The sequence below is a fragment of the Streptomyces sp. NPDC047525 genome (genome assembly GCF_040643025.1).
Classification (GTDB): Bacteria; Actinomycetota; Actinomycetes; order Streptomycetales; family Streptomycetaceae; genus Streptomyces; species Streptomyces durmitorensis.
Genome location: NZ_JBEYTL010000014.1, coordinates 76,358 through 95,737, shown reverse-complemented (window position 1 = coordinate 95,737; position 19,380 = coordinate 76,358). Strand labels below are relative to the sequence as shown.

17 protein-coding genes and 1 pseudogene are annotated in these 19,380 nt (G+C 70.0%); 5 read left to right on the top strand and 13 right to left on the bottom strand.

Annotated features, from left to right (window positions below; genetic code table 11):
• Positions 1 to 54: 54 nt before the first annotated feature.
• The 4 genes from ABZ833_RS32910 to ABZ833_RS32895 form a co-directional block, all read right to left on the bottom strand.
• Positions 55 to 1,101, bottom strand: coding sequence for a 2-dehydropantoate 2-reductase N-terminal domain-containing protein (locus tag ABZ833_RS32910; protein ID WP_361054344.1), 1,047 nt, complete (start codon positions 1,099 to 1,101; stop codon positions 55 to 57).
• A 32-nt stretch (positions 1,102 to 1,133) separates the two neighbouring features.
• Complete coding sequence (locus tag ABZ833_RS32905; protein WP_361054341.1) at positions 1,134 to 1,517, bottom strand: DUF4440 domain-containing protein; 384 nt, start codon at positions 1,515 to 1,517, stop codon at positions 1,134 to 1,136.
• Positions 1,510 to 2,073 carry a DUF1697 domain-containing protein gene (locus ABZ833_RS32900; RefSeq protein WP_361054338.1) on the bottom strand — a complete coding sequence of 188 codons (564 nt, stop codon included), beginning with the start codon at positions 2,071 to 2,073 and terminating at the stop codon, positions 1,510 to 1,512. Before ABZ833_RS32900 ends, ABZ833_RS32905 begins: the two co-directional genes overlap by 8 nt.
• Positions 2,074 to 2,154: 81 nt before the next feature.
• Complete coding sequence (locus ABZ833_RS32895) at positions 2,155 to 3,363, bottom strand: S8 family serine peptidase (RefSeq protein ID WP_361054335.1); 1,209 nt, start codon at positions 3,361 to 3,363, stop codon at positions 2,155 to 2,157.
• 382 nt (positions 3,364 to 3,745) lie between these two features.
• On the opposite strand from ABZ833_RS32895, the pseudogene ABZ833_RS32890 reads away from it, so the two are divergent.
• Positions 3,746 to 4,318 (top strand): annotated as a pseudogene (locus tag ABZ833_RS32890) (MMPL family transporter); the annotation flags it as partial.
• A gap of 119 nt (positions 4,319 to 4,437) precedes the next feature.
• On the opposite strand, the gene ABZ833_RS32885 reads toward ABZ833_RS32890, so the two are convergent.
• From ABZ833_RS32885 to ABZ833_RS32875, 3 genes are all read right to left on the bottom strand, one after another.
• Positions 4,438 to 5,406 carry a CDP-alcohol phosphatidyltransferase family protein gene (locus ABZ833_RS32885; protein ID WP_249587039.1) on the bottom strand — a complete coding sequence of 323 codons (969 nt, stop codon included), beginning with the start codon at positions 5,404 to 5,406 and terminating at the stop codon, positions 4,438 to 4,440.
• 223 nt (positions 5,407 to 5,629) lie between these two features.
• Positions 5,630 to 6,850, bottom strand: a complete 1,221-nt coding sequence (gene mgt / locus ABZ833_RS32880) for a macrolide-inactivating glycosyltransferase (RefSeq protein ID WP_361054332.1) — start codon at positions 6,848 to 6,850, stop codon at positions 5,630 to 5,632.
• 85 nt (positions 6,851 to 6,935) lie between these two features.
• Entirely contained in the window at positions 6,936 to 7,382 is a 447-nt protein-coding gene (locus ABZ833_RS32875; protein WP_361054329.1) for a MarR family transcriptional regulator, read from the bottom strand.
• Between the two features lie 81 nt (positions 7,383 to 7,463).
• On the opposite strand from ABZ833_RS32875, the gene ABZ833_RS32870 reads away from it, so the two are divergent.
• A complete protein-coding gene (locus tag ABZ833_RS32870) occupies positions 7,464 to 8,543 on the top strand; it encodes a hypothetical protein (RefSeq protein WP_361054326.1) in 1,080 nt (359 codons plus the stop codon).
• Positions 8,544 to 8,631: 88 nt separating this feature from the next.
• On the opposite strand, the gene ABZ833_RS32865 is transcribed toward ABZ833_RS32870, so the two are convergent.
• A complete protein-coding gene (locus ABZ833_RS32865) occupies positions 8,632 to 10,893 on the bottom strand; it encodes an MMPL family transporter (RefSeq protein ID WP_361054323.1) in 2,262 nt (753 codons plus the stop codon).
• Between the two features lie 215 nt (positions 10,894 to 11,108).
• On the opposite strand from ABZ833_RS32865, the gene ABZ833_RS32860 reads away from it, so the two are divergent.
• Positions 11,109 to 12,317, top strand: coding sequence for a sensor histidine kinase (locus ABZ833_RS32860; protein ID WP_361054320.1), 1,209 nt, complete (start codon positions 11,109 to 11,111; stop codon positions 12,315 to 12,317).
• On the top strand, positions 12,314 to 13,072 hold the full coding sequence (locus ABZ833_RS32855; RefSeq protein WP_361054317.1) for a response regulator transcription factor: 759 nt from the start codon (positions 12,314 to 12,316) through the stop codon (positions 13,070 to 13,072). The genes ABZ833_RS32860 and ABZ833_RS32855 overlap by 4 nt, the downstream gene beginning before the upstream one ends.
• 61 nt (positions 13,073 to 13,133) lie before the next feature.
• Here the strand turns inward: ABZ833_RS32855 and ABZ833_RS32850 are convergent, their stop codons facing one another.
• The 3 genes from ABZ833_RS32850 to ABZ833_RS32840 are packed head-to-tail and all read right to left on the bottom strand — an operon-like array spanning position 13,134 to position 16,197.
• Positions 13,134 to 14,441 carry a sugar ABC transporter substrate-binding protein gene (locus tag ABZ833_RS32850; protein ID WP_361054314.1) on the bottom strand — a complete coding sequence of 436 codons (1,308 nt, stop codon included), beginning with the start codon at positions 14,439 to 14,441 and terminating at the stop codon, positions 13,134 to 13,136.
• A complete protein-coding gene (locus ABZ833_RS32845; RefSeq protein ID WP_249592782.1) occupies positions 14,441 to 15,274 on the bottom strand; it encodes a carbohydrate ABC transporter permease in 834 nt (277 codons plus the stop codon). Before ABZ833_RS32845 ends, ABZ833_RS32850 begins: the two co-directional genes overlap by 1 nt.
• A complete protein-coding gene (locus ABZ833_RS32840) occupies positions 15,274 to 16,197 on the bottom strand; it encodes a sugar ABC transporter permease (RefSeq protein WP_361054311.1) in 924 nt (307 codons plus the stop codon). Before ABZ833_RS32840 ends, ABZ833_RS32845 begins: the two co-directional genes overlap by 1 nt.
• Positions 16,198 to 16,377: 180 nt before the next feature.
• Between ABZ833_RS32840 and ABZ833_RS32835 the strand changes: the two genes are divergently transcribed.
• A complete protein-coding gene (locus tag ABZ833_RS32835) occupies positions 16,378 to 17,232 on the top strand; it encodes an aminoglycoside phosphotransferase family protein (protein WP_361054308.1) in 855 nt (284 codons plus the stop codon).
• A gap of 27 nt (positions 17,233 to 17,259) precedes the next feature.
• Here the strand turns inward: ABZ833_RS32835 and ABZ833_RS32830 are convergent, their stop codons facing one another.
• Positions 17,260 to 17,985: a 3'-5' exonuclease gene (locus ABZ833_RS32830; protein ID WP_361054305.1), complete on the bottom strand. Its 726-nt coding sequence runs from the start codon at positions 17,983 to 17,985 to the stop codon at positions 17,260 to 17,262.
• Between the two features lie 112 nt (positions 17,986 to 18,097).
• The gene (locus tag ABZ833_RS32825) at positions 18,098 to 19,339 is read right to left on the bottom strand and encodes an SAV2148 family HEPN domain-containing protein (RefSeq protein ID WP_361054302.1); all 1,242 of its coding nucleotides are present in this window, start codon (positions 19,337 to 19,339) and stop codon (positions 18,098 to 18,100) included.
• Positions 19,340 to 19,380: the final 41 nt, after the last annotated feature.

The window sequence follows — 19,380 nt, the reverse complement described above, 5'->3', positions numbered from 1 at the left end:
GTGAGCAAATGGCGCACGTCTGTGGGCCATTCACCCTCCCTGCCGACGGGCCACTTACGAGGACCGCTCCCCCGCCCTCTCCTCTGCTGCCGCCCGTTCCTCCGCCCTCGCCACGAGTCCCAGCAGTTCGGTCACCGGCATCGACCCCGCATCGCGCCGCTCGCGCGCGAACGCGTTCGCCACGCCCTGCAAGGCGTCGTTCACCGGCGTCGGCACTCCGTGCAGGCGGCCGAGCAGCGCGATCTCGCCGTTGAGGTAGTCCGCCTCGATGGTGCCCGTGCCCCGGCTCAGGCTCTGCCAGGACGAGCCGGCGCCGCGCTCCGCGCCGTCGAAGGGCTCGAAGCGGATGCGGTCGCCGCGGGCCTCCTTCTGCTCCTGCTCGCTCACCGCCTCGATGCCGGCGGCGGCGAGCACCGCCTCGCCCTCGACCCGCGCCCGCCGGTAGAGCGCGATGGCCTCGTTGCCGCTGAGCACGCCCGTGACCGCCTCGATGGAGTTGGCCAGGTTGGCGAGCAACTTGCCGTACTTCCAGCGCATCACGTCCGCCACGACGGGCGAGAGCAGCCTCGACTTCTCCAGGTCGGCGGAGATGAGACGGGCGGTGTCGTCCGTGCCCCGCGGGTAGCGGCCGAGGTGCAGGATGCCGGTGTAAGGGGCACCCGCCGCGGAGACCGAGCCTGGTTCGACATGGGTCGCGGGCAGCCAGACGCACATCCCGTACACCCTGCGGAAGCGGCGCAGCGCGATGCGCTCGCTCTCCACGCCGTTCTGCGCGCAGACCAGCGGAAGGACCTCGCCCGCCGTGCCGCCGCCCGCCACCGGACGCCCGCTCCAGGCGTCGAGAGCGGCCGCGCAGTCCTGTGTCTTCACGGCGAGGAACAGCACGTCGTCCGCCCTCAACTCGCCGAGTTCGGCGGGTGCTTGGACGACGGGCAGGCGGTGGGTCACCGTCCCGTCGGGCGTCTTGACCCGCAGCCCGCTCTCCCGTACCGCCTCGTAGTGCGCACCCCGCGCGACGAGGACCACGTCATGTCCGCTCTCGGCGAGGCGTCCGCCCACGGTGCCGCCGATCGCCCCTGCTCCGATGATGATGTAGCGCATGGGGCCGAGCCTCGCACATCACGCCGCGAGGATCAGGCTTCCGGCGGCGCTTCCACGCTGAACGGCGTCCCCTGGTGGAACCAGAGCAGCCACTCGCCCTCGTACAGCCTCCACAGCGAACTGCGGTGCGCGAGACGGCCGTTGCTCTCGGTGTCGAAGGTGAGGTGCACGACGCCGTCGGCGAGCTGGACGCCCCGCATCCGCGAGGTCATGATCGGGCGGCCGGTCCTGTTCGTGCTCTCGGTCAGGGCCTTGATGATCGACGCGCGGTCCCAGTGGGTGCCCGAGGTGCCGAATTCGGTGAACTCCGGGTGCAGCAGCTCCCCGAGCAGCTCGGGCGACGCACGGACCTCGGGGGCGAGCAGGCGCAGTTCGGCCTCGATGGCCGCCTCGACGGCGGGCGTGCGGTCAGCCACGGCTCGGCTCCTGCGTCAGCTCGACCAGCTTGGAGACCGTGTTCCAGTTGCGGGAGGTGGCGACGACACCCTTGAACAGGGCGGGACGTGACAGGGCCTCGCCCAGTTTGGAGCGGCCGAGGCCGTCGGGGGCGTAGAGGTAGAGGGCGCGGTCTCCGAGCCGGAACTCCTCGGGGAGGAAGGCCGCCCGGTCGAGCGCGTCGAACCGGGAGGCGTCCACCGGCTCGGAGAAGTACGTGACGTGCAACTGCTTTCCTTCGAGTGTGGCCGCGGGGAAGGGGCAGGCGTCGGCGACCGCCTTCAGATACGCGCCGTCGCGCACCAGGACGTCCACGTCGAAGCCGAAGTGCCGCTCGATGGCCTCGCCGATCCGCGCGGCCAGGGCGTCCTCGTCGGCGGCCTCGCAGGTGAAGACCGCGTTGCCGCTCTGCAGATGGGTGCGTACGTCGCCGAATCCGAGAGCGGAGAGGAGCGGGCGCAACTCCCCCATCGGCACTTTTCTGTTGCCGCCCACATTGATGCCGCGAAGAAGCGCCGCGTATGCCTTGACCGTCATCCGCACACCATAAGACGGCCGTCGCACCCCGTGGGGGTGGGCGCGACGGCCGTCGGTTCAGTGGGTGTTGCCCGGCAGGTGTTACTCGACGACCTTGAGCAGCTTGTTGGGCGTGCCCTCGCTCGGGTTCGAGATCTTGTCCGGGGTCGCACCGTCGGTCAGCGCCTTGGCGACGGCGTCCGGCTTGGCGTCCGGGTGGGCCGCGACGTAGATGGCGGCGGCGCCCACGACGTGCGGGGTCGCCATCGACGTGCCGGAGATGGTGTTGGTGGCGTCGTCGTCCGTGTTCCAGGCGGACGTGATGTCCGAGCCCGGGGCGTAGATGTCCACGACCGAGCCGAAGTTGGAGAAGTCCGACTGCTCGTCGTCCTTGGTGGAGGAGGCGACCGTGATGGCCTCCTTCACGCGGGACGGAGAGCCCTGACCGGCGTCCGAGGACTCGTTGCCGGCCGCGACCGCGAAGGTGACGCCGGAGGCGATCGCCTTCTGGACCGCCGCGTCGAGCGCCTCGTCGGCACCGCCGCCGAGGCTCATGTTGGCGACCGAGGGGCCCTCGTGGTTCTTGGTGACCCAGTCGATGCCCGCGACGACCTGCTCGGTGGTGCCGGAGCCCTGGTCGTCCAGGACGCGGACCGCGACGATCTTCGCCTTCTTGGCGACGCCGTGCGCCTCACCGGCGATGGTGCCGGCGACGTGCGTGCCGTGGCCGTTGCCGTCGTCCGCGTTGTCGTCGTTGTCGACGGCGTCGAAGCCGGACGTGGCGCGTCCGCCGAAGTCCTTGTGGCTGACGCGGACGCCGGTGTCGATGACGTACGCCGTGGCGCCCTCACCGGCCGCGTCCGGGTACGTGTACTTCTTGTCGCCCGCGGTGTCCGCCTGGTCGACGCGGTCCAGGCCCCACGACGGCGGGTTGTCCTGGGTGGCGTCGATGCTGAACTTCTTGGACTGGACGACCTTGCCGACGGCCGGGTCGGCGGCCAGGCGCTTGGCCTCGGTCTCGCTGAGGCTCTTGGCCGAGAAGCCGTTGATCGCGGACGAGTAGTTCCGCTTCAGCTCGCCGCCGTACTCCTCGGCGAGGTCGGACTTGGCGCCCTTGTCGGCCTTCTCGTCGAGCATGACGATGTAGCTGCCGGAGACGGCACCCTTGGCGTCGGCTCCGTAGACCTTGCCCTCGGCGGGGGTTGCCGCACCGGCGAACGAGGTGGCGAAGACGGTGACGCCGACCGCGGTGGCGGTCGCGGCTATCGCCGAGACGAGCTTCACCGAGCGTGCACGCTTGTGTGTTGCCATGAAGAGGGATCTCCTCGTGGTGATGTGGGGGGATGTGGGGGTTTTCAAAACTTCACTGCAACGACCCCTGAGATCCGGAAGATCTCCGGGCGTTGGGACGAAACCATGTCTGATTGACGCGCGCAGATCAATACCTACATACACCTGTGACTTGTTCAACAAGGTTCTGTAATAACAAAACGGGCCCCCGTCGGCAGATCGGACACCGCGCGGCCCAATCCCCTCAAGTCGTCATAGATGTAAGGGGCTTGTGACGGCCTGACTCCTTCTTGACGAGGAGGTCCTCCGGTCCGCAAGGAGGAGAGCGCGCCCACCCGGTTCACCGGCAAGCACGACGAGCGATTCCCGGCCCCGCCCTAGCTTCGAGCCATGGGGAATCAGAGTCTTCGCGTTCGTGCTGATGCTGCTGTCGTTCCGCTCGCTGACGATCGCGGTCACGTCGATCGTCCTCAACCTGCTGTCGGTGGGAGCGGCCTACGGAATCCTCGTGATGGTCTTCCAGCACGGCTGGGGCGCGTCGCTGGTGGGCGCCGAGGGAGTGGGCGCGATCATCGCGTGGCTGCCGCTGTTCCTGTTCGTGATCCTGTTCGGCCTCTCGATGGACTACCACGTGTTCGTCGTGTCGCGGATCCGGGAGGCGCGGCTTCAGGGGCGTACGACGAGGGATGCGATCAGCCACGGAGTGGTGACCACGGCGGGCGTCGGCCTCGCGGCGGCGGTCCTGATCGACGCGACGGTGATCCGCGGCGTGCTGCTCCCGGCGGTGATGGCGCTGCTCGGGGAGCGGAACTGGTACCTGCCGCGGTGGCTCGGCCGGTTGCCGGATCTGACCCACGACGAGCCCGTGGCGGTGGCTCCGGCTTCTCCGCGGGAGGGCGATCGGGTGCGGGCCCAGCCTTCCGCACCGTCGATCACCGGCTCCGCCGAGTTCGTCCTCAAACGCCGGACGGGCTGAGATTTCCCGCCGGTCCGGGGGAATCTTTCAGCCCGTCCGGCGCTTGAGGGCCGGGGTCTGGGGCGGTGCCCCAGTTTCGGGAAGGGGCGGGACTGGGGAAAGCCCCGCAGGGCCTGCCCCTACGCTGCCGCGATCAGCTTGCGCTCCTCGAAGGAGTCGATCGTCCGCGTGAAGTCCCGCGTCGAAAGGAGCAGCTTGTAGATGATGGCCAGCTCGAAGACGAGGAGCAGCGCACCGGAGACGATCGTCGCCGGCAGCACCACGTCGAACAGCGGGCCGATCATGAAGACGCCCATCTGGAACTCGATGCCGCTCACCAGGTGCGTACGGATCCGGTGCCGCAGCAGGAAGGACCGCGCCCGCAGGTAGGCGGGGAACTTGTGGCGGAACTCCTGGTGCAGGTCGATGACCTGGCGCTTGGACACGGGCTCCGGAGCCTCCGGGGTTTCCGGAACGCCCTGCTCCGACTGCGCCTTCTGCATGTCCTGCTCGATGTCGGCCTCGGGGTTGTCCCGGAGCAGGTCCTCCATGAAGGCCAGCTCGGCTTCGTTCTCGGCCCGGCGGGCCGCCCTCATGCGGACCTTGATCTGCTTGCGCATGGTGTGACGGATCTTGAAGATCTCGAGCCCGTTGATGTAGCGCAGGGTGTCGAGGGCGACCACGGCGACCGCGGCCCAGATGTAGAAGGCGTCCCCGGTGCGGTGGAACTGACCGCCCATCAGGGCCACCGCGCACGCCATGACGCGGATGCGGTCGAAGACGAAGTCGAGCCACGCGCCGAACACCGAACCGGTGCCGGTGAGGCGGGCGACCTTGCCGTCCATGCAGTCGAGGATGAAGCTGAAGTGGTAGACGACGGCACCGGCGACCAGCCACTGCCAGTCACCCAGCGCGAAGAACGCCGCGGAGACGAGCCCCAGCAAGAACGCGCCCCAGGTGATCTGGTTGGGCGTGATTCTGGTCCGCATCGCCGTCCACCGCACGAGCGGCGTGGCGACCGGATCGACCAGAATCACGGTCCACCAGGCATCGCGCTTCTTCTGGGTGATGCGGCGCACCTCGTCGAGGGGCGGTATGTCTCGTCGCATGGGGGTCAACTTCCTGGCGTTCGCGGAACGTTCACCTCACGCTAAGAAGACCTTGGTTCAAGGAACAAGAACCTGAGTGTGCAACCTTTGGTGGGGGGTAACGGTCAACCTTTCAGGACGAGTCAATACCTATGCCAGAACCACCCTGCGTTACCTGAGCGTTACCGAATGACCGGGTCGTAACAAAAATGACCAGTTCGTAACAGAAACGCTTCGCGGAGTGTTACGCCCCGGCCCTCCCGGCCGCCTTCGCGAGCTCCTCCTCGATCAGGTCGGCCGCCCTCTTCGTGCCGCCCTCCCCCGCCATCCCGGCCTGCACATCGGCGAGTCGACGCGCCACCTCCGGGTCGCCGACCAGGCCGAGCACGGCCGCCCGCAGCGTCTCGGCGGTGGCCTCCTCCATCGGTACGTGCCGGGCCACCCCGAGCCCCTGGAGCATGTCCGCGTTGCCGAACTGGTCGACGGCCTGCGGCACGGCGACCATCGGCGTCGCGGTGGCGAGCCCTTCCTGGCTGCCGCCCGCACCGGCGTGCGTGATGAAGGCGTCGGCCTGCTTGAGGACCGCGAGCTGCGGCACCCACTGACGGACTTCCACATTCCCCGGGACGTCGCCCAGTTCGCTCGCCTCGACATGCTTGCCGACCTGAAGCACGACGTGCCACCCGGGCAGATCCCCGAACGCCTTGACGCACTCGCGGTAGAAGCCGGGCTGCTTGGTGAAGGACGAGCCGAGCGAGACGAGCAGCACCTTCTCCGCGCCGGCGGGACGCTCCCAGTCGCCCTGCGCCGACCGGTCGCCCTGACAGGCGCCGACGAACGTGTGCACCGTCTCGTCGACCCGGTCGGCGTTCGGCTGGAACGCCTTGGGGATCAGGACGAGCGAGCGCGGCGGGCGCCCGACGAAGGGATCGGGGTGCTGACTGATCCCGTTCTCCTCAAGCCAGGCGTGGAAGCGCGCGTAGTAGGCCTTGCCGCGCTCGGTCTCCTTCAGGCCGGCGTACATCGGCTCCGCGACCTCTTCCTCGTACCCGTCCCAGGCCACCAGGTTCGGCGAGAGCGAGATCTCGGGCACGCCCCAGCGGCGGGCGAGGACGCGCGCGGGATAGGAGGTGATGTCGTGCAGGACGAGGTCCGGCTCGTCCCCTTCGTACGCCGCCGCCAGTTGCGGCAGCGTCTCGATCGCCTCGGTGAGGAACGGCTCGATGTTGTCGATCAGTTCGGTCCCCCACGCCTCCGGGTCGTCGTCCGGGCCGGGCAGCGTCGTCGTGAAGAGGACGGGCTCGGCACCGGTCTCGGCGACCTTCTCCTCGAAGAGGTGCGGGATCGCGTACGTGACGCGGTGGCCGCGGGCGACGAGCTCGCGGATCACTTCGAGGCTCGGGTTGACGTGCCCGTGCGCGGCGATGGAGAACATGGCGATATGGGCACGCTGGCGTGAGGTCATGCCCAGACCTTAAGCGAGACGATACGTCTCGTGCAACCTCATTCCCGGATCCGCTCGGCCCACCCCGCCTCCGGACCCGCTCGACCTACTCGACGTCAAGACCGCTGCGCGACGCGGCGTCGTTGTAGCGCAACAGACACTCGGCGAACTTCTCCAGATCCGGCCCGCCCCACCCCGTGAGCCGCTCCTGGAACGCGACCCGTCGCGCGTCGGTGACCTGCGCGAGCACCTCGATGCCCCGGTCGGTGAGGTGCAGCACGTGCACCCGGTGATCGGTCGGATCGAGCCGCCGCTCCACCAGTCCGGCCTTCTCCAAGGCGCCCACCTGCCTGCTGATCGTCGACTTGTCCAGCGTGTAGTGCGCCGCGAGATCGGTGGCCCGGCATCCGCCCTGGTACTCGAGGTGGCTCAGGAGTGTGTACGACACGAGCGAGAGCTCGGGGTGCATTCGCGCGGCGGTGGCGCGGGCCCGCCGGGCGAACGCCGTCATCTCCCGCTGAATGATCTCGATGGACGCGTCCCGGTCGGCCACGATTTCTCCCTCTCCACGAATGGTTGTACAGTACAACACCGAGAATGAGTGTATAAGCCAACTATCGCGAGAGGTCTTCCGATGACCGCCACCTCGGCGCCCGCCCACAAGGCACATGCCGGCCCGGCACCCGCCCTTGGACCGCTCCGCCACGTCCTCCTCCACCTGGTGACGCCGCTGCTGATGTGCCTCGGCATGGGCCTCGCCTACATGGGCGCGTTCGTCACCCCGCAGCCCCACGACCTGCCGATCGCCGTCGTCGGTTCGGGCGAGCAGACGCAGGCCCTCGCGCAGACCGTCAAGGACAAGGCGGGCGATGCCCTCGACGTGCGGACGGTCGGCTCACGCGCCCAGGCGGTCGACGAGCTCAAGTCGATGGACATATCGGGGGCCTACGTCCCCGACGCCAAGACCCCCGAGGTGATCGTGGCCACCGCGGGCTCCGACATGAGCGCCATGGCGGTCGAGAAGATCTTCACGCCGGCCGCGGCGGAGCAGGGCGTCCCGCTCAAGGTCAGCGACGTGGCGCCGACCGTCGACGACGACCCCACGGGGCAGGGCCTGTTCTTCCTGCTCGTCGCGGTGAGCATCGGCTCGTACGCGTCGGTGGCGGCGCTCGGCGCCGCCGGGGCCGGAATGCGGATGCGGGGCCGGGCGGCGCTCGCCCTCGGCGTCTCGTTCGCCGTGAGCCTGATCGGCGCGGCGCTCGCCGGGCCCGTCTTCCAGCTGGTGCACCAGGGCCTGTGGGGCGTGTGGGCCATGGCGTGGCTCTACGCGGCCGGCATCCTCTTCATCGGCATCGGACTGCACACGTTCCTGAAGCGCTGGACGACGCTGACGATGATGGTCCTCTTCGTCATGCTCAACTTCACGTCGTCCGGCGGCCTGTTCAGGCCGGAGCTCCAGAACGGCTTCTTCGGCTCGCTGCACGCCTTCTGGAACGGCGCCGGATTCGTCGAGGGCATCCGCAGCCACCTGTACTTCGGCGGCCACGGCCTCGCCCAGCACGTGTGGACGCTGGCCGCGTGGCTGCTGCTCGGCCTGGTGATCACCGGCATCGCGGCGCTCTGGGAGCGGCGCCGGCGGGCGGTCCCGCTCCCGCCCGAGGCCGGGCAGGAGCAGGAGGAGCAGGAGGAGATGGAGGAGTCGGTGGCGGTGTGACCGCGGCACTCCGGCCCAAGTGACAGCAGGGGCCACGCATGTGACAGAAGGGGCCCCGCGTACGGATCCGTACGCGGGGCCCCTTCTGTCACCGCACCACCCGGTCCTCGGGGTACGCCGGACCGGCCGCATACGGCTGGTGTGCGGAGTACGCGGGGTCGCCCTCATACGGCCGGTGCCGCTCAGCGGCTGACGGCCCGTCCGGTGTGTGAGGGCGGCCCGGCGTCCGGCCCGACCTGCGTGGCCACCACAGCCCGCGGCCGAGGATCGCGGCGAGGGCGGGCACGAGGACGAGGGAGAGCACGAGCGAGGACAGGATGATCCCGAGGCCGGTCGCGAAGCCGATCTCCTGGGTCGCGGGGCTCGCGGCCAGGCTGGCGAAGGAACCGGCGAGCACGATTCCGGCCGTGGCGACGGCGGGTGCGGTGTGCCGCACCGCCTCGGCCACCGCGTGCCTTGCCGGGACCGGCTTCTGCATCTCCTCCCTGATCCGGTCGGTGATCAGGATGTTGTAGTCGGTGCCGAGGGCGACGACGAACAGGAAGAGCACCAGGGGCAGCGTGAACGAGACCCCGGTCCTGTCGAGGCCGTGCTGGAAGACCAGCGTGCTCGCGCCGAGGGTGGCCACGAACCCGAGCCCCACGGCGATCAGCAGCACGACCGGTGCCAGCAAGGAGCGCAGCAGCAGGAAGAGGATCACCGCGATCAGCAGGGCCGCGACCGGGAACACCAGACGCAGGTCCTTCTCCACGGCCGTCGAGATGTCGGCGAAGAGCGCGGCCGTTCCCGTGACGTATGCCTCGGTGCCCTCCGGGGCGGTCCGCGCCACCGTGTCCCTGACGGGTCCCGAGACCAGGTCGCGCGCCTTCTGCGTATCGGACTCGACGCTCAGGAAGAGATCGACCCGCGCGGCCGTGCGGTCCTTGCTGAGCACGGGTTCGCCGACCTCCCCGACGCCCTCCGCCTTGCCGAGGGCACGGGTCATCCCGGTGAGCGAACCCTCTTTGATGCCGGAGCCGTTCGTGCTCCGTACGTACACGCTGTGCGGGTCGGACACGCCCGCGGGCAGGCTGCGCGCGATCTGCTCCGCCGTCCTGACCGACGCGGTCTCGGGCAGGCCCTGCTGGTCGTAACTCATCTTCATGCCGACCGCGCCCGCGCCGAGGGCGCCCAGGAGCACCAGGCTGCCCAGGGCGTACCGCACCGGCCTGGCGCTCACCGCCTGCCCCAGGCGTGCGCTGACGCCGCCGGTGCGCTCCTTCTTCCAGGCACGTGCGGGCCAGAACATTCCGCGCCCGAGCAGGGCGAGAAGCGCGGGCATCAGCGTGAGGCTGGCGAGGAGCATCACGAGTACGGAGATCGCGATCGCGGGGCCGAGGACCCGGAACTGTCCGAAGCTCGCGAGGCCGAGGGTCGCGAAGGCCGCCACGATCGTCAGGGCGGCGGACGTGATCGCGTTGCCCACACGCCCGGTCGTCTCGGCCGCGGCCGTCCGGGCGTTCTGCTCGGGATGGTTCCGCAGCTGCTCCCTGAAGCGGAACATCAGGAAGAGGAAGTAGTCGATGCCGATTCCCAGGAGCACGACACCGATCAGCGAGGGAGTGGACGGGTCGAGGCCGATGCCGAAGAGCTTCGCCGCGCCGACCACCGCTCCCGACGCGACACCGCCGATCAGCGCCACCGCGATCAGCGGCACGAACGCGGCCGCCAGGCTGCGGAACACCAGCACGTTCAGAAGGACGATGAGGCCCATCGTCAGCATGCCGACGACTTTCCCCGTGGATTCCTCGGCGTCCGTGTTGTCCACCGTGGAGGCCAGTCCGCCGGTGAAGCCCACCCGTAGCCCGTCGGCGGCGAATTCGTGCTTCGCGCCGTCACGGAATTCCTTGTAGACGTCCTGAAGACCCGGGTCGTTGGGATTTCCGTCGAGCGAGACCGTGAGGAGCCTAAAACTCTTGTCCGGGGCCACGGCACCCGGCGAGACGCGCGGGGTCTGGGAATGGTCCTTCATGAGCTCTTCGGGCTTCGGTGCGACGATCCGCTCCCGGCCCAGGTCCGCCGCGGTGGCGGTGATGTGCCGTTGGTCGCCCGCCGTGAGCCTGCCGCCGTCGTCCCTGGCGACCAGCACGGTCAGGGCATTGGGGTCGGGCTTGGCACCGAATTCCTCCTCCGCGATGCGCAACGCGACGGCCGAGTCGTATTTCTTGGGCAGGAAGTCCCCGGCCTGGGAGTCGGTGACGTCGTACATCATCGCTTTCCCCACGAACGACAGTGCCGCTCCGAGGATGGTCCAGACGACGACCGTCAGCCATCGATGCCGGGTGGAGAACGAGGTCAGCTTGCGGATCATGCCAACAGGTCATCACGCGGGGCCCCTTGAGAGCGTCGGCCGCCGGAAGGGGACGCACCCCTGACCCTGGTCCGGTACTTCGTCGCGGGCAGTACTCCGGTACTGGGTGGAAGAACCGCCCCTGCGGCCATTCATGGCCCCGTGCGCCGGGATGTAATGGGGCGTAAAGGCGGGACGACAGGGCCCGCCGAACCGGCTTTCTTGGAGGCGCCCGGATGGGCCGCGACTTCTTCCCTCCCGTACCGCCCACGGGCAGGGCGCGGCCGACGCCGGGTGACGTGGCGGTCGCCGTCGTCGCGGTGGGGCTCGACGTCCTGGCCTACCTCGCCCCGGGCGATGAGGGCCCGGGGGCGCCGGTCACCGTGCTCGGTGTCCTGCTGGTCGCTTCCTCCGTGCTCCCGCTGCTCTTCCGGCGCCATCACCCCGTGCCGGTGCTCGGCGCGGTCCTGGTCGTGCAGCTTGCCGTCAATCTGGGTCTCGTCGTCGACCCGGGCGCCCCGATGTCGAACAGCTACGGAGGCGCTGTCGCGGTCGCGCTCTACACCGTGGCCAGGTACAGCGGGCCGCGCGCCGTGGCGCTGGGTGTCGTGGCGACCGCGCCCGTGCAGCTCGTGCGCTATCTGCACAACGACATACCGTTCCTGGGCATGGGCATCACCGACGTGCTGCTCACGCCCTGCCTCATCGTCGCCGTGGGCCTGGCCGTGCGGCAGTGGAAGCGGCAGCTGGACATCAACCGCACGCTCCTGGCCGACCGCGCGGTGACCGAGGAACGGCGCCGCATCGCGCGGGAGCTCCACGACATCGTGGCCCACCACATCACCACCATGTACCTGATGTCCGGCGGGGCCAGATCGACCCTGGACCGTGATCCCGAGACGGCCCGCGAGGCCCTGGTGACCCTGGAGGAGTCAGGACGCACCGCGCTGCACGAGATGCGTCAGCTCCTCGGGGTCCTGCGCAGCACCGACACGCTGGAGGAGACGCCGTCGGAACCCCAGCCAGGGGTGGACGGCATCGAGCGGCTCGTCGCCGATTCGACCGCCGCGGGTCTGCCGGCCGAACTCCACGTCACCGGGCGGCCCGTGGCGCTGCCGATGACGGTCGGCCTCACCCTCTACCGCATCGTGCAGGAGGCGCTGACCAACGCCCGCAAGCACGCGGGCCCCGCGGCCCGCGCCACGGTGCGGCTCGCGTACCTCCAGGACCGGGTCACCGTCGAAGTGGCCGACGACGGCACCGGTGAGGGCAAGGCACCCGGCGGGAGCTTCGCGGGCGGCGGATACGGTCTGCTGGGGATGCGGGAACGCATCGCTCTGCACGACGGTTCCCTCCACGTCGGGGGCCGTGCGGAAGGCGGGTTCGAGGTGGTCGCGAGCGTGCCGCTGCCCACCGACACCTACGAGAAGGACAGGATCCGATGACATCCTCCGCCGAACCCCCGCCCGAACCCACACCCGCGCCCACACCCACGCCCGGGATCGGGGCCGGGGCCGAGTCCGACGGCCTCACCGTCCTCATCGCGGACGACCAGCCGCTGGTGCGCCGGGGCCTGTCCCTGATCCTGCGCTCCGACCCCGCCATCCGGGTCGTCGGCGAGGTGGGCGACGGCGAGCAGGCCGTCGCGTCGGCCCTCGAACTCCGCCCCGACGTGGTCCTGATGGACATCCGCATGCCCGTCCTCGACGGCGTCAGGGCGACCGAGCGGCTGACCGCCGAACTGCCCGGGTGCCGGGTCCTCGCGCTCAGCACCTTCGACATGGACGAGCACGTGGTCGGTGCCCTGCGGGCGGGAGCCTCGGGGTTCCTGCCCAAGGACGTCTCCCCCGAGGAGCTGGTGGCCGCGCTGCGCACCGTCCACCGCGGTGAGTCCGTGGTCGCTCCGCGGCTGCTCACCCGGCTGCTCGCCACCTTCGTGACCCCGGCTCCCGCATCGCACCCGCCGGCCGCGGACCTCGCCGGGCTCACCCCGCGCGAGGTCGACGTGCTCCGCCTGATCGCCGCGGGCCTCGACAACATCGAGATCGCACAGCGGATGGAGATCGGCGTCCAGACCGTGAAGAACCACGCCACCGGCGTCTTCGCCAAGCTGGGCGTCCGTGACCGCGCGCAGGCGGTCATCGCCGCGTACGAGTCGGGGCTCGTGCGGGCGGGGCAGGGGAACGGGGCCCGTCCCTGAGGCCCCGTCCCTCAGGCGCCCCGTCCCTGAGGCGTCCCGTCCCTGAACTCCCGGCGACGGCCTACCGCTGGTACCTCTTGAGCACCAGATTCCCGTCTTTCACGAGCCGTTTGCGCAGCTCGTCCAGGCCGATCGCCCCGCTGTAGTACTCCTGGAGCGCCGGGGTCGCCACCTTGTCCTTCCACTCCGGATACCCCCGCACCGACTGCGCGGGCGCCGGGCGCAGGTGCTCCGCGAGCGCCGTGCCCGCCGCCCAGTCGTCCTTCTTCGTCCGCAGGGCGGGATCCCTCAGGGCCTCCGCGCCAGTAGGCAGCATCCAGTCGCCGCGCGCGAGTTTCACCATGTTGTCCGGCTGGAGGAAGAAGTCGATGAACTCGGCCGCCTCCTTCTTGTGCGCGCTGTCCTCGGAGACGGACAGCGTCTGCGGGCTGACGCCCTGCGCGAGCCCCTCCGCTCCCGCCGGGGCGGGAAGCACCTGCCAGTCGAAGCCCTTGGGTGCCTGCTGGACGATCTGCTGGCGGTAGGAGAAGCCGAGCGGGACCATCGCGTACTTGCCGCCGAAGAAGCCCGGCAGCGTGTCGGAGCCGCCCATGCCCAGGGTCGTACCGGACGCGCTCTTGTCGGTGTTGACCTGGTCGTGGACCGTGCGCGGCATGATCTCGTCGGCCGCGTCGAAGCGGACGTCGACCTTGCCGTCCGCGCCCCGGTGGAACATCTTTCCGCCGGTCGAGAGCGAGAGGTTGAGCGTCGCGGACACCGGCTCCTTGAGCGGCCAGGCCACCCCGTACTTCCCGTCCGTGCCGTCGCCGAGTTCCTTGCTGACCGACCGGAACTCCGCCCAGCTCCACGGCTTCTGGGGCGTGGGAATCCGGACGCCCGACTTCTTCAGCCACTTCGCGTTGGCGATCAGGACGCGCGGCTCCTGGAGGAACGGCACTCCGTAGACCTTGCCCCCGAAGGTCGTCGTCTCCCAACTGCGCTTCGGGATGTCGGACTTGAGCCGCTCGGGGAGCAGGTCGCCGATGTCCGCGAGATAGCCGCCGTACGCGAAGTCGGCGAGGTCGTCCGAGGCGTCGTGGATGATGTCCGGCGCCTCTCCGCCCTCGAAGGAGGTGAGCAGCTGGTCGTGGACACTGTCCCAACTCCCCTGGACGTACTCGACCTTGACGTCGGGGTGGGTGGCGTTCCACTCCTTGACGAGCGCCTTGTTGGCGTCGACGGACTCCTTCTGCCAGGCAAGGGACTGGAACTGAAGGGTGATCTTCCCGTCGTCGCCCCCGGAGTCACCGCTGCAGCCGGTGAGCAGCAGCGCGAGGGCGGTGGCGGCGGCGGTCACCAGACGTGGGCCGAGGCGTGGTGCCGTGCGCATCAGGCCTTCACCGCCCCTGCCAGCATGCCGCCCGTGATCCGCTTCTGGATGATCGCGAAGATGACGAGCGAGGGGATGGTCGCGAGGAAAGCCGCCGCGGCGAGCGGCCCGAGGTCCGCGACGCCCTCGGAGCCGATGAAGCGGTTGAGGATGACCGGCAAGGTCTGCTTCTCCGGGGTCTTGAGCAGGACGAGCGCGAAGAAGAACTCGTTCCATGCGGTGATGAAGGCGAACATCGCCGTGGCGACGATGCCGGGGGCGAGCAGCGGCGCGACGACCGAGACGAACGTACGCACCTTGCTCGCGCCGTCGACCGCCGCCGCCTCCTCCAGTTCGGTGGGCACGGCACGGACGTACCCGACGAGCATCCACAGCGCGAAGGGCAGCGACCACACCACATAGACCATGATCAGGCCGAGCAGCGAGTTGATCAGGTGCAGGTTCTTCAGGATCAGGAACAGCGGGATGATGATCAGGACGAAGGGGAACGCCTGGCTGATCACCACCCAGCCCGTCGCTGCCTTCGAGACGCGATTGCGGTGCCGCGCCATGACGTACGCCATGGGGGTCGCGATGACGACCGCGATCAGGGACGCGCTGAGCGCCGCGATCAGGGAGTTGCCCGCGGCCTGGAGCAGCGGTTGCTCGTCGAAGGCCTGCCGGAAGTTCTCCAGGGTCGGATCCTTGGGGATCCAGGTGGGGTGCAGGCTGCCCAGTTCCCGCGCGGGCTTGAAGGCCGTGGAGATCAGCCAGAGGAACGGGAAGGCGAGGAAGACGAGATAGGCGGCGAGAGCCGTGTACTGCGCGGCGCGCGTCGACTTCTTCGTACGCATCATGACTCGTCGCCTCCCTTCAGGCGGCCGACGAGGTAGAAGGCGAGGATCACCGAGATCACCGCGACCATCACGCAGCCCATGGCCGCGGCATAGCCGAACTGGCCGTAGCGGAAGGCCTCTTCGTAGGCGAAGAGCATGGGCAGGCGGGTGCGGCCGCCGGGGCCGCCCTGGGTCAGGACGTAGACCAGGGCGAAGGAATTGAAGTTCCAGATGAAGTTGAGCGCCGTGATGGCGAGGGCGATCGGCTTGATCGCGGGCCAGGTGACGGTGCGGAAGCGGCGCCATGCTCCCGCGCCGTCCATCGCGGCGGCCTCGTGCAGCTCGCGCGGGGTGTTCTGCAACCCGGCGAGCAGCGCGACGGTGGTCTGCGGCATGCCGGCCCAGACGCCGACGACGATGACGGCGAAGAGCGCCGTGGCCGTCCCGGTCAGCCAGTCCTTGCCCTCCCCGAGGCCGAGGTTGGAGAGCGTCTCGTTGAGCACGCCCGCGTCCGGGTGGTAGACGAGCCGCCACATGATGCCGACGACCACTTCGGGCATCGCCCAGGGGATGATCGCGAGCGCCCGCGCCAGCCAGCGCATCCGCAGCGGCTGGTTGAGCAGGAGGGCGAGGCCGAGCGCGAGGAAGAACTGCGGCACGGTGACGCCGAACGCCCAGATCAGGCCGATCCGGAACGAGTCCCAGAACAGCGTGTCGTGCAGCAGATCCTGGAAGTTGAGGGCGCCGACCCACTGGGTCGGTTCGGTGCGGCCCGACTGCGAGTCGGTGAACGCGAGCGCGATGCCGTAGAGGAGCGGGCCCACGCTCAGGATCAGGATCGGGATCAGCGCGGGAAGCACCAGGAACCAGGCGCCGTGGTCCGCGCCTCTGCGGGCGGACGCGCCGTTCGCTGACCGCTTCGTTGCGGTCGCCAATGTCACGGAATCGGCTCCTTTGGGCGGCTCATCGGGGTTTGGCCGCCCAGGCGGCCCCCGTCATCGTGCTGATGGGATCTTGATACGTCAAGCAGCTGCGCAGGCCCCGCAGCCGCTTGGCCTGTGCGAATGGGAGACTGTGCCGGCAAACGTGGCGGACGCAGCGAGCGGTGCGGGAGGCAATGGATGGACGAGGCGCGGGCACGGGACGTACTGGGCGCTGCGGGTCTTGAGCGGGACGCGGTGCTGCTCGCGCTGGGCGAGAACGCCGTGTTCGGCAGCGGTGGGTCGGTGGTCAAGGTCGGGCGTGCGGCGCCGGAGCTTCTGGACCGCGCGCGGCGGGAGTTGAGGGTCGCCCGGTGGCTGGAGGAGTCGGGCGTGCCCTCGGTGCGGGCGGCCGAGAAGGAGCCCCGCCTGGTGGACGGGCATCCGGTGACGGTGTGGCACCGGCTGCCGGATGCCGTGCGCCCTGCCGAGCCGCGTGACCTCGCCCCGCTGCTTCGGCTCGTGCACGCGCTTCCCGCGCCCGGGTTCGAGCTGCCCCGGCGTGAGCTCCTCGGCGGGGTCGAGCGCTGGCTGCGGCTCGCCGGCGACGCGATCGACGCCGAGGACGCGGACTATCTGCGGGAGCGCAGGGACGGGTTCGAGGCGGCGGCATCGGCGCTCACTCCCCGCCTTGCCCCCGGACCCATCCATGGCGACGCCCTCCCCCGGAATGTCCTGGTGGGCGCGGACGGCCCGGTCCTGGTGGACCTGGAGACCTTCTCCGCCGATCTGCGGGAGCACGACCTCGTGGTGCTCGCGCTCTCGCGGGACCGCTACGGACTGCCCGCCGACGCGTACGACGGGTTCGTCGCGGAGTACGGCTGGGACGTGCGGGAGTGGGAGGGGTGCGCGGTGCTCCGGGGTGCCCGGGAGACGGCGAGCTGTGCGTGGGTCGCACAGCACGCCCCCAGCAATCCGAAGGCCCTGGCCGAGTTCCGCCGTCGGGTGGCCTCGCTCCGGGACGGGGATCCGGCCGTGCGGTGGTACCCCTTCTGAGCGTCGCCGAGCCGCGGCCTGCCGTCCTCAGACGCCGGACGCGCTGAACTCCTCGCGCAGCGGCCACGTCCCGTCGATCACCGCGTCCGTCTCGCCCTTCTTCCGCAGGAACTTCTGGAAGTCCGCCGCCCATTCCGCATACCAGTCGATCTGGCGGCGGTGCAGCTCGGCCGGGCCGAACGCGGCCAGCTTGGGGTGGCGGTCGGCTATGGCCGCGGCCAGGCGGGCCGCGGCCAGGGCGTCCGACGTGGCGTCGTGGGCCGACTCCAGGAGCACGCCGTACTCCGTGCAGACCGCTTCGAGGTTCCGCTTGCCCTTGCGGTAGCGCTCGACGGAGCGGTCGATGGTGTACGGGTCGATGACCGGGGCCGGTTGCGCGCCGCCCAGACGCTCGCGCAGGGACGGCAGGCCGTGCCTGTGCAACTCGGCGGAGAGCAGGGTCAGGTCGAAGGTCGCGTTGTAGGCAACGACCGGGACGCCCGACTGCCAGTACGACACGAGCACCGCCGCTATCGCGTCGGCGACCTCGTCGGCCGGCCTGCCGTCCGCTGCGGCCCGTTCGTTCGAGATGCCGTGCACCGCCACGGCCTCCGCGGGGATCTCGACCCCCGGGTCGGCGAGCCACTCCCTGCGGCCCAGCGTCTCGCCGGCTCTGACCTCGATCACGGCCGCCGTGACGATGCGCGCCTCGCGCGGGTCCGTCCCGGTCGTCTCCAGGTCGAACCCGATCAGCAGCTCCCGGTGCCAGCCCATGGCCGCCCCCTTCTCTGTGGTGCTTTCCCCCATTGACCACCACGATCCCACGCACCACTGACAATCCGAGGCTCGCATTCCGCTTGCCGCCCTGGCGGGCGCCCCGGACGGCTCAGGAGACCGGCCGCGAGTCCGCCCAGGCCAGCTCGAACTCCTCCCGGTACGTCTCGAAGAGTCCGCTCTCGTCCGGCTCGTCCGCCTTGACCACCCGGCGGCCACCGCGAAGGACGAGCACCGGCGCCTCCATCCCGCGCGTCCTGCGCAGGTACGACTGGACGACCGCGATGCCGTCCGCGCCGTCCCCGTCGACCAGATACGCGGTGAAGCGCGGCGTCTCGTCGAAGACGTGGATCTCGAAGGCGCCCGGATCACGCAGGCGGGCCCGCACCCGGCGCATGTGCAGGATGTTCATCTCGACGCTGCGGCTCAGCTCGCCCCGCTTCAGGCCCAGTTCGCGCTCCCTGCGCTTGACCGCGCTGCTCGCCGGGTTGAGGAAGAGCAGCCGCACCCGGCAGCCGGACTCCGCCAGGCGCACCAGACGGCGTCCGGAGAAGTTCTGGACCAGGAGGTTCAGGCCTATCCCGATCGCGTCGAGGCGGCGGGCCCCGCCGAAGATGTCCTCGGCCGGGAACTGCCGAAGCAGCCGCACGCGGTCCGAGTGGACGCCCACCACGTCGGCGTACCGGTCGCCGACCAGGGACTCGACGGCGTCGACGGGCAACCGGCGCACGGAAGGCGTGTCGGTGCCCGTGCCGAGTATGTCCAGGAGCTTCGCCGAGGCGCGCTCCGCCTGGGCGAGCACGGCGGTGGACAGGGCGCGGTTGCGCGACACGACGTTCCGGGTCACTTCCAGCTCGTCCAGAGCGAGCTCGACGTCCCTGCGGTCGTCGAAGTACGGCTCGAAGCACGGCCAGTGCTGCACCATCAGCTCGCGCAGCTGGGGCAGCGTGAGGAAGCTGAGGACGTTGTCGTCGGCCGGGTCGAGCAAGTAGCCCTTGCGCCGGCTCACTTCGCGTACGGCGACGGCCCGCTGCACCCACTCCTGCCCCGCGGGACCTGCGGCGGCGACCACCCAGTCGTCGGCGTGGACCGGTTCGTAGATGGGTCGCAGAACAGCGGCCACGACCGCGCGCAGCCGCTGCTCCACGAGATTCAGCCAGATGTAGGCCCGCCCGGCGCGCTGCGCGCGCGTGCGCACCTCGCGCCAGGCGTCGGCGCCCCAGTCCAGTTCGGGTCCGATCTGAGATCCCATCTCCATCGGCCGCGCCAGGGACACCGCTCCGGGCGGGCCGTCCGCGGAACCCCCCTCGTGACCCTCGTCACCAGGGGGCAGTTCCCGCCCTCCCGAGCTCACCCAGCGCACCCCTTCCGCTCCCCCGAGCACTCCCCCGTTCA

What these genes read in the sequence shown, in the direction of transcription:
- ABZ833_RS32860 (WP_361054320.1), top strand. Translation starts at nt 11,109, where the DNA reads ATGGGCCGCGACTTCTTCCCTCCCGTACCGCCCACGGGCAGGGCGCGG.
- ABZ833_RS32830 (WP_361054305.1), bottom strand. Translation starts at nt 17,985, where the DNA reads ATGGGCTGGCACCGGGAGCTGCTGATCGGGTTCGACCTGGAGACGACC.
- ABZ833_RS32870 (WP_361054326.1), top strand. Translation starts at nt 7,464, where the DNA reads ATGACCGCCACCTCGGCGCCCGCCCACAAGGCACATGCCGGCCCGGCA.
- ABZ833_RS32895 (WP_361054335.1), bottom strand. Translation starts at nt 3,363, where the DNA reads ATGGCAACACACAAGCGTGCACGCTCGGTGAAGCTCGTCTCGGCGATA.
- ABZ833_RS32900 (WP_361054338.1), bottom strand. Translation starts at nt 2,073, where the DNA reads ATGACGGTCAAGGCATACGCGGCGCTTCTTCGCGGCATCAATGTGGGC.
- ABZ833_RS32835 (WP_361054308.1), top strand. Translation starts at nt 16,378, where the DNA reads ATGGACGAGGCGCGGGCACGGGACGTACTGGGCGCTGCGGGTCTTGAG.
- ABZ833_RS32850 (WP_361054314.1), bottom strand. Translation starts at nt 14,441, where the DNA reads ATGCGCACGGCACCACGCCTCGGCCCACGTCTGGTGACCGCCGCCGCC.
- ABZ833_RS32885 (WP_249587039.1), bottom strand. Translation starts at nt 5,406, where the DNA reads ATGCGACGAGACATACCGCCCCTCGACGAGGTGCGCCGCATCACCCAG.
- mgt (WP_361054332.1), bottom strand. Translation starts at nt 6,850, where the DNA reads ATGACCTCACGCCAGCGTGCCCATATCGCCATGTTCTCCATCGCCGCG.
- ABZ833_RS32855 (WP_361054317.1), top strand. Translation starts at nt 12,314, where the DNA reads ATGACATCCTCCGCCGAACCCCCGCCCGAACCCACACCCGCGCCCACA.
- ABZ833_RS32845 (WP_249592782.1), bottom strand. Translation starts at nt 15,274, where the DNA reads ATGCGTACGAAGAAGTCGACGCGCGCCGCGCAGTACACGGCTCTCGCC.
- ABZ833_RS32865 (WP_361054323.1), bottom strand. Translation starts at nt 10,893, where the DNA reads ATGATCCGCAAGCTGACCTCGTTCTCCACCCGGCATCGATGGCTGACG.
- ABZ833_RS32910 (WP_361054344.1), bottom strand. Translation starts at nt 1,101, where the DNA reads ATGCGCTACATCATCATCGGAGCAGGGGCGATCGGCGGCACCGTGGGC.